This window comes from Paenibacillus silviterrae, assembly GCF_030167925.1.
Lineage (GTDB): Bacteria > Bacillota > Bacilli > Paenibacillales > NBRC-103111 > Paenibacillus_G > Paenibacillus_G silviterrae.
The window spans coordinates 4030129-4044339 of sequence record NZ_JASKUT010000001.1; the positions used below are offsets into that span (position 1 = coordinate 4030129).

At 52.6% G+C, this 14211-nt stretch carries 14 protein-coding genes; all 14 read left to right on the forward strand.

Going from position 1 to position 14211, the window contains the following annotated elements; genetic code table 11:
• Window positions 1-87 precede the first annotated feature (87 nt).
• Window positions 88-1407, forward strand: a complete 1320-nt coding sequence (gene murA, locus QMO62_RS18615; RefSeq protein ID WP_284644980.1) for a UDP-N-acetylglucosamine 1-carboxyvinyltransferase — start codon at window positions 88-90, stop codon at window positions 1405-1407.
• A 161-nt stretch (window positions 1408-1568) separates the two neighbouring features.
• Window positions 1569-2642, forward strand: coding sequence for a stage II sporulation protein D (spoIID, locus tag QMO62_RS18620; protein ID WP_284643161.1), 1074 nt, complete (start codon window positions 1569-1571; stop codon window positions 2640-2642).
• A 67-nt stretch (window positions 2643-2709) separates the two neighbouring features.
• Window positions 2710-3441 carry a M23 family metallopeptidase gene (locus tag QMO62_RS18625; RefSeq protein ID WP_284643163.1) on the forward strand — a complete coding sequence of 244 codons (732 nt, stop codon included), beginning with the start codon at window positions 2710-2712 and terminating at the stop codon, window positions 3439-3441.
• A gap of 184 nt (window positions 3442-3625) precedes the next feature.
• Window positions 3626-3913, forward strand: coding sequence for a sporulation transcriptional regulator SpoIIID (gene spoIIID, locus QMO62_RS18630; RefSeq protein ID WP_284643165.1), 288 nt, complete (start codon window positions 3626-3628; stop codon window positions 3911-3913).
• A 217-nt stretch (window positions 3914-4130) separates the two neighbouring features.
• Window positions 4131-5129 (forward strand): rod shape-determining protein, encoded by a 999-nt coding sequence (locus QMO62_RS18635; protein ID WP_284643167.1) that lies wholly within the window; start codon window positions 4131-4133, stop codon window positions 5127-5129.
• 17 nt (window positions 5130-5146) lie between these two features.
• Window positions 5147-6055: a flagellar hook-basal body protein gene (locus tag QMO62_RS18640; protein ID WP_284643169.1), complete on the forward strand. Its 909-nt coding sequence runs from the start codon at window positions 5147-5149 to the stop codon at window positions 6053-6055.
• Window positions 6056-6066: 11 nt separating this feature from the next.
• On the forward strand, window positions 6067-6942 hold the full coding sequence (locus QMO62_RS18645) for a flagellar hook-basal body protein (protein WP_284643171.1): 876 nt from the start codon (window positions 6067-6069) through the stop codon (window positions 6940-6942).
• Window positions 6943-6972: 30 nt separating this feature from the next.
• The gene (locus QMO62_RS18650; protein ID WP_284643173.1) at window positions 6973-7194 is read left to right on the forward strand and encodes a DNA-directed RNA polymerase subunit beta; all 222 of its coding nucleotides are present in this window, start codon (window positions 6973-6975) and stop codon (window positions 7192-7194) included.
• A 117-nt stretch (window positions 7195-7311) separates the two neighbouring features.
• Complete coding sequence (locus QMO62_RS18655) at window positions 7312-7833, forward strand: CDP-alcohol phosphatidyltransferase family protein (protein ID WP_284643175.1); 522 nt, start codon at window positions 7312-7314, stop codon at window positions 7831-7833.
• 162 nt (window positions 7834-7995) lie between these two features.
• The gene (gene fabZ, locus QMO62_RS18660; protein WP_284643177.1) at window positions 7996-8436 is read left to right on the forward strand and encodes a 3-hydroxyacyl-ACP dehydratase FabZ; all 441 of its coding nucleotides are present in this window, start codon (window positions 7996-7998) and stop codon (window positions 8434-8436) included.
• A gap of 54 nt (window positions 8437-8490) precedes the next feature.
• Window positions 8491-10197, forward strand: coding sequence for a phospho-sugar mutase (locus QMO62_RS18665; protein ID WP_284643179.1), 1707 nt, complete (start codon window positions 8491-8493; stop codon window positions 10195-10197).
• An 18-nt stretch (window positions 10198-10215) separates the two neighbouring features.
• Complete coding sequence (locus QMO62_RS18670; protein ID WP_284643181.1) at window positions 10216-12279, forward strand: DUF5693 family protein; 2064 nt, start codon at window positions 10216-10218, stop codon at window positions 12277-12279.
• Window positions 12255-13379: a polysaccharide pyruvyl transferase CsaB gene (gene csaB, locus QMO62_RS18675; RefSeq protein WP_284643183.1), complete on the forward strand. Its 1125-nt coding sequence runs from the start codon at window positions 12255-12257 to the stop codon at window positions 13377-13379. The genes QMO62_RS18670 and csaB overlap by 25 nt, the downstream gene beginning before the upstream one ends.
• A complete protein-coding gene (locus QMO62_RS18680) occupies window positions 13376-14119 on the forward strand; it encodes a WecB/TagA/CpsF family glycosyltransferase (RefSeq protein WP_284643185.1) in 744 nt (247 codons plus the stop codon). Before csaB ends, QMO62_RS18680 begins: the two co-directional genes overlap by 4 nt.
• Window positions 14120-14211: the final 92 nt, after the last annotated feature.

A 14211-nucleotide genomic window follows, 5' to 3' on the forward strand; every position in this document is an offset into this window, starting at 1 on the left:
AATGGATAGTACAACCGCTTTAAAAGCTGAACATGATTCGAATCTTATCATTATGTTACAAAAAGAAATACGCGGAGGGGGACCATGATGAACAAAATTATCGTCCGCGGCGGCAAACCACTAACTGGCAGAGTGAAGATCCACGGTGCCAAAAATGCCGTACTGCCGATTATTGCAGCATCCATCCTAGGAACGGAGGGAGAGAGCATCATACATGATGCGCCTCCATTAGACGATGTCCTGGTCATTAACCAAGTGCTCGGAAGCTTAGGAATTAAGGTTGAATATTATAATGAAACCATCCGCGTCAATGCGGAACGCATCAACACTTGCGAAGCTTCCTACGAGCTGGTTCGCAAAATGAGGGCTTCTTTTCTCGTGATGGGACCTTTATTGGCCCGGATGGGACAGGCGCGCATTTCTTTACCAGGCGGCTGTGCTATCGGCACGCGACCGATCGATCAGCACCTCAAGGGCTTTGAAGCTATGGGTGCGGAGATCGAGCTGGGGCAGGGCTACATTGAAGCCCGGGTGAAAGGCCGTCTGCAGGGAGCGAAGATTTATCTTGATGTGGCCAGTGTCGGTGCTACGGAGAACATCATGATGGCCGCGGCTCTTGCCGAAGGTACCACCTTGATCGAGAACGCCGCGAAAGAACCGGAAATCGTCGATCTCGCGAACTATTTGAATGCGATGGGGGCGAAGATTCGCGGCGCGGGTACCGGTCTGATTCGGATCGATGGCGTGGAGCAGCTGCGCGGAGCGGTACATACGGTAATCCCGGATCGCATTGAAGCGGGTACTTATATGATCGCGGCTGCCATTACAGGCAGTAATCTCTACATAGAAAATGCTATCGCCGATCATCTTCGGCCGGTCATTTCGAAAATGCAGGAGATGGGCGTCAAGATCGCCGAGGATGAGAATGGCATTCGCGTATACCGGGAAGGGCCGCTGCGCGCGGTGGATGTGAAAACACTGCCGTATCCGGGCTTTCCTACGGATATGCAGGCACAGATGATGGCGCTCTTGCTTCAGGCGGAGGGCACTAGCCTCGTGACGGAGACTGTCTTCGAGAACCGGTTCATGCACGTAGAGCAGCTGCTCAACATGGATGCTCAGATTAAAGTAGAGGGACGTACGGCTATTGTGACCGGTGGGAATCGGCTTCAGGGCGGGAAAGTATGCGCCACGGACTTGAGAGCGGGTGCGGCCTTAATTCTTGCAGCGCTTGCGGCCGAGGGCGAAACAGAAATTACCGGACTGCACCATATCGACCGAGGCTACGTCGGTATCGAGGAGAAGCTGAGGCTTCTGGGTGCGGATATTGAGCGAATTACCCCGGAGAAATACAACGAAGAGGAAGCGACGCTTCCGATCTTCACCATACAGCCTAGCTTGGCCTAGAGCTTGCTGAAGAGAACCCGACTTTCCTGAGAAAGGAGAGACGGGTTCTCTTTCTTTTTTCACAGGTCTAATCTATCTTTCGATTTCATATGATGATGTTACCTGCAGCCACAGCATCTCGTTACGAAAACCAGCGGAATCGACAAAAGATGGAGGATTTTATGACAGCGAAATACAAGGTAATGCACAAAAAGCGTCACTGGCTGCAGCTGGTGTTGATCGGACTGGCCAGCTTTCTAGCAATTGTTGTGCTTGTGCCGGTTCTGACGACGAAGGGTCTGCCCTCTAGTAAAAGCACGGAGGTACCCGGTGCTGCCGAGCCTTATAACACCAAAGGGCTTCCTGCCGGAGGAGAGCCGGGTTTAACGATTCCTGTCTATCTGAGTAAGGACAAGAAGGTGCAGCAGCTAGATTTGGAGCAATACGTCCGGGGCGTGGTCGCTGCCGAAATGCCGATAGACTTCGAGCTGGAAGCCTTGAAGGCACAGGCGATGGCAGCCAGGACATACATTGTTCGGCGCCTGCTGGAGAAGGACTTGTCGGGTGTGCCGGTGGAGGGCGCGGTGGTGACGGATACGATCACGCATCAGGCGTATGTCAGCGAGCAGGAGCTGAAGCAGCGCTGGAGCGGGGCTCAGTATGTGGCCAATATGGACAAGTTGAACCGGGCCGTTGAGGAAACGAAGGACATGATTCTCACGTATGAGGGAAAGCCGATTCAAGCGACCTTCTTCTCCACTAGTAATGGCTACACCGAGAATTCGGAGGATTATTGGGGCGACCGCATTCCTTATTTGCGCAGCGTGCCCAGCCCGTGGGATGTGAAGCTGTCTCCTCGTTATAAGGAGACGATTTCGATCTCAAGCAAGGAGCTCGGGCAGAAGCTCGGTCTTCGGACGGCGACACCGGTATCGGCCAACCAGAGCAATAGCTTACGGGTGATAGGGAAGACAGAAGGCAATCGGATCAAAACCTTAACCGTCGGAGGCAAAACGTTCTCCGGCCGCGAATTCCGGGAGAAGCTGGGACTGAACTCGACTCATTTTCAATGGTCATGGAAGGGTTCGGAGCTGCAGATTACCACCTTCGGTTATGGGCATGGAGTCGGGATGAGCCAGTGGGGCGCGAACGGAATGGCAAAGGAAGGGAAGAAAGCGGAGGAAATCGTAAAGTACTTTTATACAGGGATTCAGGTCAGTTCCGACACGCCACTACTAAAAGGAAAATCATTCTAAAAAAATAGTAGATCACGCTGTATAAATCTCGCGAATCCGGCAAGACTGGTTAGCGAGGTGATATAAAATGAATGATAAAAACAGAGATTTGCCAAACCAAGAAGAAGCTCCTAAATCCTACGAAGGAGCCCCAGTAACACAAGCGCAAGGCGGTAATGCATGGAAACGACTGCTCGCCAAGAAATGGGTATTTCCAGCAACGTACATGGCAGCTGCGGCAATTATTTTAACGTTAATGTGGGTGTACCAGGGTTCGGGCATCACTGACAAGCAAGTCAGTATCGATTCCGCCAAAACGGTCACCGACAGCGTATCCAGCCCGGATGCCTTGGCAACCAACGCCAAGACGGAAACCATGCAGTGGCCGTTCAAGGACAGAAACGAGCTTGAATTGGTGCTTCACTTCTTCGACAAGAATGCTTCTAATGATGTTCGTCAAGCTGCGATGGTAGAGTACGGCGAAACGTTCACCCCGCACATGGGTATGGACTTCGCGAAGAAAGACAATCAGCCTTTCGAGGTGCTGGCTGTAGCTAGCGGGAAAGTAACGGCCGTGGAGAAAAACCCTGTGGTCGGCAATTTGGTCGAGATCACGCACAGCAATGGGCTTGTATCTGTGTACCAAAGCTTATCCGAGGTAACGGTTACGAAGGATGCTGACGTGAAAAAGGGCGACGTGATCGCGAAGGCCGGCCGTAACGAGCTGGAGAAGGAGCAAGGCGTTCACCTGCACTTCGAGCTGAGACAAGGGCAAGGCGGTCCGGCCGTCAATCCGGAGCAGCATCTGGGAACCAACTAAGGCATACATAAGAAAGGGCAGGAGGCGGGAGCTTCCTGCTTTTTTCTTTGTTCAGAGAGCGGTTTGCCTACTTGTCCCGAAAATAAATGTGACTTGTCAAGCTTGTCAGGCTTGGAAACAAAGAATATAAGTAAACGCCCCTCATATAATGTACCAAACTAACTCGAGTAGGGAGGCGAGGGGAGTGCACGATTACATTAAGGAGCGAACCATCAAAATCGGCCGCTGTCTGGTTGAGACCAAGCACACGGTTCGCACCATAGCCAAGGAATTCGGTGTTTCCAAGAGCACGGTGCATAAAGATTTAACGGAGCGGCTTCCGGAAATCAATCCGGAGCTTGCGAATCAGGTAAAGCACATTCTAGAGTATCACAAGTCGATTCGTCACCTGCGCGGAGGAGAAGCGACGAAGATCAAGTACCGGAAGACACGCAGTCCGAAATCGCAAGAAAAGCTCGTTTCCGTTAAATAAACTTGCCTTACTGGCCGTACCGTGAGCCGCTCGTCTGCTGGCGGTACGTTCCCCTCCTGCCGCCCCTCCCAAATGCCAGCTTTTCTTGTCGAAAAAAAGATTTGGAAAAAGGATTTTGCATTTTTATAGCGAAATGTTCTAAGTAAGGCTTATAATAGGGAAAGTGCCGCTTCTACATATGTGAGGATGGACGGAATGGTTTAGGGAGGATATTCGAATGTTGAGCAAGGATATTGGCATTGACTTAGGGACCGCGAACGTCCTGATTCATGTTAAGGGACGCGGTGTCGTATTGAATGAACCTTCCGTAGTCGCGATCGAAAGCGATACTAAGCGAGTGCTCGCCGTTGGTGAGGAAGCTCGCCGGATGGTAGGGCGTACGCCCGGTAATATTATCGCCATTAGACCGCTGCGTGACGGGGTCATTGCCGATTTTGAAGTAACCGAAATGATGCTGAAGTATTTTATCGAGAAGGTTGGAGGCCGCAAGTGGTACAGCCACCCGCGCATCCTTATTTGTGCCCCGACGAACATTACCTCCGTGGAGCAGAAGGCCATTCGGGAAGCTGCCGAGCGGAGCGGGGCGCGTGAGGTGTTTATGGAAGAAGAGCCTAAAGCTGCAGCGATTGGCGCCGGTATGGACATTTATCAGCCAAGCGGCAACATGGTTGTAGACATCGGCGGAGGGACGACGGATGTTGCCGTGCTTTCCATGGGCGATATCGTCACCTCCTCTTCTATTAAAATTGCGGGGGACAAGTTCGACTCGGCCATCATGAAATATATCAAAACGAAGTACAAGCTCTTGATCGGCGAACGGACGAGCGAGGATATTAAGGTGAAGATCGGCACGGTGTATCCGGACGGACGGAAGGAAAAGATGGATATCCGCGGCAGGGATATGGTGAGCGGGCTGCCGCAAACGATCTCCGTCAGCTCGAATGAGATCCAAGAGGCGCTGTGGGATCCGGTTTCTTCGATCGTTACTGCAGCGAAAACGGTGTTGGAGAAGACGCCTCCGGAGCTGTCGGCCGACATCATTGACCGAGGTGTGATTCTGACCGGCGGCGGTGCTCTGCTGCATGGCATCGACCAGCTGCTGGCGGACGAGCTTAAGGTGCCGGTGCTAGTGGCAGAAGATCCCATGGGCTGTGTTGTTAAAGGAACGGGCATTATGCTCGATAATTTAGATAGAGTATCCAAGCGTAAATTTTAGAAGGGACTGACCATCCGATGTTAAGAGGCCTCTATACGGCAGCTTCCGGTATGATTGCACAGCAGCGCAGACACGACATCGTAACGAACAATATTGCGAATATTAACACGCCCGGCTTCAAGCAGGGCAACGCCATCAACCGTTCGTTCCCGGAGATGCTGGTAGCACGGATTCGCAACGGTCAAGGAGAGCCGGCCTCTGTGCCTATGGGCCGGATCAATACCGGCGTATTAGCCGAGGAGAACGTATCTCTCCATGCGGAAGGGGACGTGCAGGAGACGAACAATCCGTTCGACTTCGCACTGATCTCGAACATTCAAGTGCCGGGAGCGTTCTTTGACGCATCCGGTAAGTATGTGGGCCCTGACGGGGAGCGCATCATTCAGCCGCAGGCCTTCTTCACGATCATGAACGCGGAAGGCGAGCTGCGCTACTCCGGAAACGGCAAATTCTCCGTTGATGTGAACGGGGAGCTTATCGATTCCGAAGGCCATCGGGTTGTAGGTCAAGACGGACAACCTATCGTCCTGCTGCAGACCGGACCGAACGGGGAACGGACGCCGATAACGAATTTCCGCATCACCAAGGGAGGCATGTTTACGGATATCGATGGACAACCCTTGAACGGGCCTGGCGGACAACCGTTGAACCTGCTTGTCACGCGTGTGGAGGACCCCAATAAGCTGGTGCGTGAAGGGAACGGTTTGTATCGTTTGAATGAAAACGATGCCGGCATCGCCAGACAGGTGATTGCTACGGACGAGGTAGAGGTGCGGCAAGGCTTCATCGAGCGTTCCAATGTAGACCCGAGCCAATCCATGGTAGATATGATGGCGGCTTTGCGGGCGTATGAGGCCAATCAAAAGATGGTCCAATATTACGACAAGAGCATGGAAAAGGCCGTCAATGACATCGGCAGAGTGTAGGAGGGTAGACAATGAACCATTCGATGATTAATTCCTTCGTGTCGATGCACGCGCTGCAGCAGAAGCTCGATTTGGTTGCGAACAATATGGCGAATCTCAACACGAACGGCTACAAGCGGAAGGAAGCGTCCTTTCAGGACGTGCTAACCAGCTTGAAGCAGCAGCCGCAGAGCTTCGAGAAGAACGGGCGTCTGACACCGCTCGGTTATAATCAGGGCTGGGGCGCCAAGCTGGTAAGCGCGCAGGTCAATATGGCTCAAGGCTCGCTGGTCGCCTCCGAGAACCCTCTCGACATGGCTATTGAAGGTCAGGGTTTGTTCGAGATCAATACGTATACGCGGGATGAGAACAATAATTTGGTGCCTCAGACGGTATGGACACGTAATGGCTCCTTCAACTACTCTCCGCCGGATGTTAACGATCCCGATCGGAATTTGTTCCTGACTACGAAGGACGGGCGTTTTGTGATGGGGGCCGATAATAATCCGATTCGTGTGCCGGAAGGCCATTCGCTGCAAATCGGCACCGACGGTACGATCATGGCTTATAATGACGCCGACAAGATGGCACCGCCCATTAACCTCGGCCAGCTGAAGCTGGTCCGCGTGGTTCGCCCTCAGCTGCTCGAGCAGCTCGGGGATAATTTGTATGGCTTGCCTGCGAGCGTAACGCCGCAAGTGCGTGAGGAAATTCTCCAGACGGTTACCGCAGCGAACAATGCGGTGGATCCGATCACGGTGCGACAGGGCTTTATTGAGCAATCGAACGTGGTAATGGCTGACGAGATGACGGAGCTGATGCAGGTGCAGAGGGCGTTCCAGCTGAGCTCGAGAGCAATATCGTCCGCCGACCAATTGATGAATCTTGCTAATAACCTTCGCGGTTAACCGGCAACGGGTAAAGTGAGGTAACGATAGATGAGTGAAACCGCTTCGAAGAAAACTGTTGCAGAGAGGAAGCCTTGGCAGAGGGCGCTTCTTGGGGTCATCCGATGGACCTGGCTTCCGCTCGCCTGTGTAGCGGCTGTCATCATCGGTATGGTCGTAGGGTACGTTTATCTCGGCAAGCAGGAGCCAGGGGAAATGCTGGACATGGGTACCTGGCGGCATTTATTCGATCTGATTTTTGCGGACAATTGAATCCGGAGGATTCTCCCGAACTCCCGTAAGGGAGTTTTATTTTTTTCCTGATAAAGGTATAATGTATGGATGGGACCGGATGCCGGCGTAAGCCCATAATGGAGGGGGAAAGAAACCATGTGGAATGTACCCAATCTGTTGACCCTGTGCCGCTTTATGCTCATCCCCGTCTATTTAGTGGTATTTGAGGCCGGTTATGTGAAGACGGCGTTCTTCGTTCTGCTGCTTGCCGGGCTGACGGATGTATTGGATGGGTACATTGCAAGATCAAGGAAGCTGGTTACCCAGCTAGGAAGCATGCTGGATCCGCTAGCTGACAAGTCGATGATGATCACGGTCATTTTATCGCTTGTATTCTCGCAAATGATCTCATGGCAGGCGGCGGTGGCTATGTTTATTAGGGACGCAGGGATGATCGCCGGTTCGGCATTCTTTCATTTCCGAGGAAAAAAAACAGTGCCGGCCAATGCCTTAGGCAAGCTCACTACGGTGCTTTATTATGTGGCCATCTTGCTGATCGTCTTTGAATTGCCCTACGCCCATGTGTATCTATGGTTTGTCATCGGCGTGTCCTTCGTGGCCTCCGTCATTTACATTTTGCAATTTAACCTGCTGAACAAGAAGAAAGCGAACGCATAAGTTTCCCATGATAAAAAGAGCCCATGTCTTCACCGTCATACAATGAACGGTAAGGACATAAGCTCCCTTATATCAACCTTCATTACTGCAGCTCATGAAGGGACATTTCTAGTCTAAGTTGAAACGTCAAATTTTATACCATACCGGAAGGAGCAACATCCTTTGTTAGACGCCGTTCAAATCCAACAAATCATCCCTCATCGATACCCTTTTCTGCTCGTAGACCGCATACTTGAGGTAGAAGCGGGAGTCAAAGCAATTGGCCTTAAAAATGTCACCATCAATGAACCGTTTTTTGCCGGGCATTTCCCCGGTTATCCGGTAATGCCGGGCGTTCTGATCGTAGAAGCGCTGGCGCAGGTAGGCGCCGTAGCCATGCTTCAGCTGGAGGCGAACCAAGGCAAGCTGGCCTTCTTCGCGGGCATTGATAACTTCCGTTTCCGGGGCCAAGTGGTGCCGGGAGACAGCCTCACGCTTGAGGTCGTGATTACTCGCTTGAAGGGTACGGTAGGTAAAGGACAGGCTACCGCCAAGGTAGGAGACCGGGTCGTAGCTGAAGGGGAATTGATGTTTGCCCTGTCTGCGGAAAAGCAAGAGAAATAACGTATCAGTCATCATTGATAACATTATCAATTTTGAAGATAAAGGAGCTAGATGATGAGTACTCAAATTCGCGTTCAGGAGCAATACGAGCTTTGGTTGCAGGATGCAGCCATTGACGAAAACACCAAAGCGGAGCTTCGGGCTATCGGCGATCAGCCGAAGGAGATTGAGGATCGCTTTTACCGTGACCTGGAATTCGGGACTGGAGGGCTTCGGGGAGTCATTGGCGCCGGAACGAACCGGATGAATGCTTACACCATCGCTCGGGCAACGCAGGGTCTGGCTCAATTCTTGCTTCAAACGGGCCAATCGGACTTGGCCGTAGTGATTGCATATGATTCCCGAAATCAGTCACCGGAGTTTGCCTTGGAGACAGCGAAGGTGCTCGCAGGCAACGGGATTAAAGCGTACGTTTTCGAATCGCTTCGGACGACGCCGGAGCTGTCCTTTGCCGTTCGGTATCTGAAGGCGAATGCAGGGGTTGTCATTACGGCAAGCCATAATCCGCCGGAGTACAACGGGTACAAGGTCTATGGAGCCGATGGCGGTCAGCTGGTTCCGGATCAGGCAGAGCGTGTTATCGCAGAGATTCGCGACATCGGGTCATTCTCCGACGTGAAACGCCTCTCGCGGGCAGATGCGGAAGCGCAAGGCCTCCTGGAGTGGATCGGGGATGCGGTAGATAAGGCTTATATTGCCGAAGTGACGGCGGTAAGCCGCAATCGTGAAATCATCAGCCGTATTAGCGATGACTTCCACATCGTGTATACTCCGCTGCATGGGGCCGGCAATTTGTCCGTTCGCGCTGCCCTGGCCGGTGTGGGCTTCACGCAAGTACACGTCGTGCCGGAGCAAGAGCTGCCGGATGCGAATTTTTCGACGGTGAAGTCGCCGAATCCGGAGGAGCGGGAAGCATTTACCTTAGCCATTGCCCAAGCGAAGAAGCTGAATGCCGATATTATCATTGGTACGGATCCGGACTGTGACCGGATGGGCGCTGTGGTGAAAGATGCGGACGGGGAATACTTCGTGCTGACGGGCAACCAGTCGGGTGCGCTGATGGTGGACTACTTACTCAGCAGCTTGAAGGACCGGGGCGAGCTCCCGCAGAACGGCGTTGTCATTAAAACCATCGTGACCAGTGAGATGGGAGCCGAAGTGGCTAAGCATTATGGCGTACAGACGCTCAACACGCTAACCGGCTTTAAGTACATCGGTGAGAAAATGACGCAATTTGAGAAGACCGGCGAAGCTTCCTTCCTGTTCGGATATGAAGAGAGCTACGGTTATCTGGCAGGGACCTATGCGCGTGATAAGGATGCGGTCATCGCCTCGATGCTGATTGCCGAAGCGGCCGCTTATTATAAGAGCCAGGGCAAGACGCTGTATGACGTGCTGCAGGAGCTGTACGAGCGGCACGGCTACTTCCTGGAGAAGCTTGAATCCCGTACGATGAAGGGGAAGGACGGCGTCGAGCAAATCCAGGGCATTATGCGTGACTGGCGCTCGACCCCTCCGACCGAATGGAACGGGTTGAAGGTGACGAAGGTGGAGGATTTCTCGCAGGGGCTGTACGGACTGCCGGCTGAGAATGTTTTGAAATACACACTGGAAGACGACTCGTGGTTCTGCCTTCGTCCGTCCGGGACGGAGCCGAAGATCAAGGTGTACTTTGCTGTCCGCGGGACCTCGTCTGAAGCTGCAGCTGAATCCATACATGGCCTTGTCACAACCGTTATGGCTCGGGTCGACCAAAACTAAACTAGGAGTGACCGTCTTTTGCGAGCCAGGTATTTGAGCTTAAATAAACAGTTTTTGCGTGTGGTTTGGTGGCTGGTCATCGTAGGGATGCTGGCCGCCATTCCTGTTGCTTATGAGCGTCATCAAACCGAGCAAGGCTCGGGACGCAAAGTGGAGTTCGTCATGGATTACCGGGATTTGCTGGAGATATCCGATACCCAGGCGGATCCCCGCAAGTTCATGGAGGATCAGCTTCGTCTGTTGAAGCAGAACGGCATTCGTTCCGTTGCCGTCTATGAGTCTACCCTGAACGAGCTGCGCCTAAGCCGGAGAATTGAAATGTTCACCTCTCACGAGGCGATGGCCTTGACACAGGCGCCGATATCGCCGAATGAGAATTTCTCCTATCTGATTTTTGCCGATAAAGAAGCGCAGCAGCGGCTGGAGCCGCTCATTACGCAAACCTTTTCTTCGCTCAAGGTAAGAACGCGTCCGTGGTCCTATAAGAATCAGCCGGGCATGATCATTGAGATGGCGAGAGAAGAGGCGCTGCTGAAAACGATGGATCCCGATCCGTTTGTACTGCAGTCGTTAAAGGAGCAGGGCTACCAAATCGTGGTTCGGATGTCGAACCGTAGGCCGTTCGATGCCGATGCGATGGACAAGCTTCTTGCTTCTCTGCAGCAGTATGGTGTGAAGCGGTTTATCGTGGATGGGGAGACGGTTCCCGGCTTTGTCAACGACAAGGACATGGAGAACCTGGATAAGATGGGCGAATTGATGCTCAAATACGATATTGGACTAGCCAATATCGAGCTTCAGAAGGCCCAGCAAAGAGGCTTTAACCGTCTGGCCAAAACGATCCATCATAACGTGGTCCGTTTGCACTCCTTCACGGAAAGTGACGGAGAGAAGCTGACTCAGAACTTGACGGAAGCGGAGCTGAGAGATCGTATTCAGGGAGTTTCGGACCGTTTCGTCTTAGCTGTGAAGGACCGGAACATTCGGATGGTATTCCTGAATGCCAGAGCGGTTCGCAACTTGGATAAAGGGATGATTCTTCATCCGTTGAACTCCATCTATGAGGCTGTGAAAGGGAGTCCGGTTACCGAGGGGGCATTACCTCGCATCCTGGATGCAGGCTACGTGCTTGGCCCTGCAGGTGAGTTCACCTTAGTCCATTCCGGCTGGCAAAGCCTTGCAAAGGGCTTGCTTTGGATGGGTGCCGTTGCGCTGATTGCTCTATTGATAGCTTATTTCTTCCCTGAATTGGCTTTAGCTGCATTTGTCCTGGGAATGGTCGGTACGGCGGGACTTATGGTCATGAGTTCCAGTCTGTTCGGACAAGCCCTTGCTTTAGGGGCGGGAACGAGTGCGCCGACCGTCGCGATCATGTACGCCATCCAAGCCGCTAATCGCAAGCGTGAGAACCCGACAGGCTTGAAGCTTGGTTTCGCACTGGGCTTGCTGCTGCGAACATCAGCGATTTCGGCGATTGGGATTTTGTTCATCGTCGGTTTGCTTAATCAGATTACGTACATGTTAGTCTTGGAGCAATTTCGGGGAGTAAGTGTGTTACACCTTGCACCGATAGCATTGGTAGCCGTGTACTGGCTGCTGTTTAGTCAGAAGCTGAGCTATCGAGAGAGAATAGGTAAAGCGAGACAGTTGCTTTCGGCTCATATCAGTGTCTTATGGGTCATCACCGCGGCCGTTCTGGCAGCTGTTGGCTTCTATTATTTATCCCGCACAGGGAATGAAGGACAAGCCTCGACTTTCGAACGTTTGTTCCGATCATTCCTGGAGAACACACTGGGAGTTCGCCCAAGAACGAAGGAGTTCTTGATCGCCCATCCGTTGTTCCTGCTAGGTGCCTATTTGAGCTATAAGTACCGAAGCGCCGTGCTGTTCATTCTGGCAGGTGTCATCGGACAAGCCTCGATTGTCGATACGTTCGCCCATCTGCATACCCCGCTAATGATCTCTTCGATTCGTGTGGTTTACGGATTAGCGTTCGGTATGGTGATCGGTATTGCTTTCATTATCGTTTGGGAGATTGTTTCAAGGAGTTGGCAGCGTTGGGTACCCCGACTAAACGAATAGTAATTTCCGGATATTACGGTTTTCAAAATAGCGGTGACGAAGCGGTGCTGCAATCCATTCTGCTCGCACTGCGGGAGCAAGGAGAGCGACAGGGCGTCCACATCGTCCCTGTCGTTTTGTCCATCCAGCCGGAATCTACGGCAGCTACCTACGGAGTAGAATCCGTTCATCGCTACCGCATGGCAGAGGTGTGGCGAGCCATCAAGGGGGCCGACGGCTTAATCAGCGGTGGCGGCAGCCTGCTTCAGGACGAGACAGGATGGAAAACGATCCCTTATTACCTAGCCATCCTGAAATTGGCCCAATGGCTCGGTAAGCCGACCTTCATCTACTCGCAAGGCATCGGACCGGTTCACCGGCCCATGTTCTACGGCTGGATTCACTCCGTATTCCGCAAGTGCGCAGTGGTTTCCGTTCGGGACGAGGAATCCCGTGCTCTGTTGCAGCGTATGGGAATAGAGGCGAATCGGGTGCATGTCGTACCCGACCCGGTTATGGGTATGCCTCTTCGCAAGGAACGGACAGAAACAAACCGTCCGTCTGCGAACCGTATGATTGGTGTATCCGTTCGCTTCTGGAATGAGGACCGGTCCGAACTGAATGCAGTGGCTGAGGCTTTGCGGAACGTGTTGGAGCAAACCGATGCAGGCATCCGCTTCCTTCCCTTCCATCTTCCATCGGATGCAGCAGCTTCCTTGTATGTAAGGGAAAAGCTAGGGGAAACCTACTCTCACCGAATCACAACCGCTGAGAATGTAACCCATCCGCAGGATATGCTGGCAGAGGTACAGGACTGTGATCTCCTCATCGGAATGCGGTTGCACTCTCTGATCTATGCGGCGGGGCAGCAGGTACCGATGGTCGGGATCTCCTACGACCCGAAGATCGATCAGTTCCTGAATCGACTGGATATGCAGTCGGCTTGCAGTACGAAACGCCCTGATGCCGAGGCATTGGCGGCAGAGGTACTGCGAATGCTGCAAGGAGCCGAGCAATGGAGAGAAGAGAAGCAGTCCGTGATCGAACGTCTGAAGAATGAGGCGGCTCGTCCGGCCGAGCTCATCGCTTCATTTTATACCGAAGGACGTGATGTGCAATGAGTTATCCACGGGTGAACATATTCGGCGTTCCCATTTCCAAGATGAATATGCAGCAAACGGTGGACTATATAACGGAAGCGATCGCGTCGCGGGAGCCCCATCAGGTCATAACGGCCAATCCGATTATGGTTACGGCCGCGCTGAATGATCCCTCCTACATGAGGTTGATGAAGGAAGCGGAGCTTATCGTTCCGGATGGAGCCGGGGTGGTGTGGGCAGCAGGCTACGTTGGGAACCCCGTGGCGGAGCGGGTAGCGGGCTTTGACCTGATGCATGAGCTGATGAAGCGAGGGCAGGAACGCGGCTGGAGAGTTTTTCTGGTGGGCTCTTCTCCTGAGAACATTCAGGCGGCAGCCGATCGATTGAAGGAGCTCTACCCTAAGCTTTCGTTAGTCGGTTTCAGAGACGGTTATTTTGGTGAAAAAGAAGACGACTCCGTCATTGAGACCATCCGAGCTGCAAATCCTGACATCTTGCTGGTCGGCCGCTCGGCTGCAACACAAGAGCCATGGATCTGTAAGTATAAGCGGCAGTTGGGCATACCTATTATGATGGGCGTTGGAGGAAGCTTTGACGTATTGTCGGGCAAGCTAAAAAGGGCACCGGAGCTGTTCATTAGGCTGCGGTTGGAATGGTTTTATCGTCTGCTGCAGGAGCCATGGAGATACAAAAGAATGCTTGATCTTCCGAAATTCGCATTGAAAGTCATCCGTGAGAAAGAAAACGTACAGAAACCTTAACTAGAACTGTGAAAACAACCTGAAAACCCCCAAATTACTCAAAAATAACGATGGTGTTTCCGAAACCTTCGGAGTATAATTTGAAGTGTTTG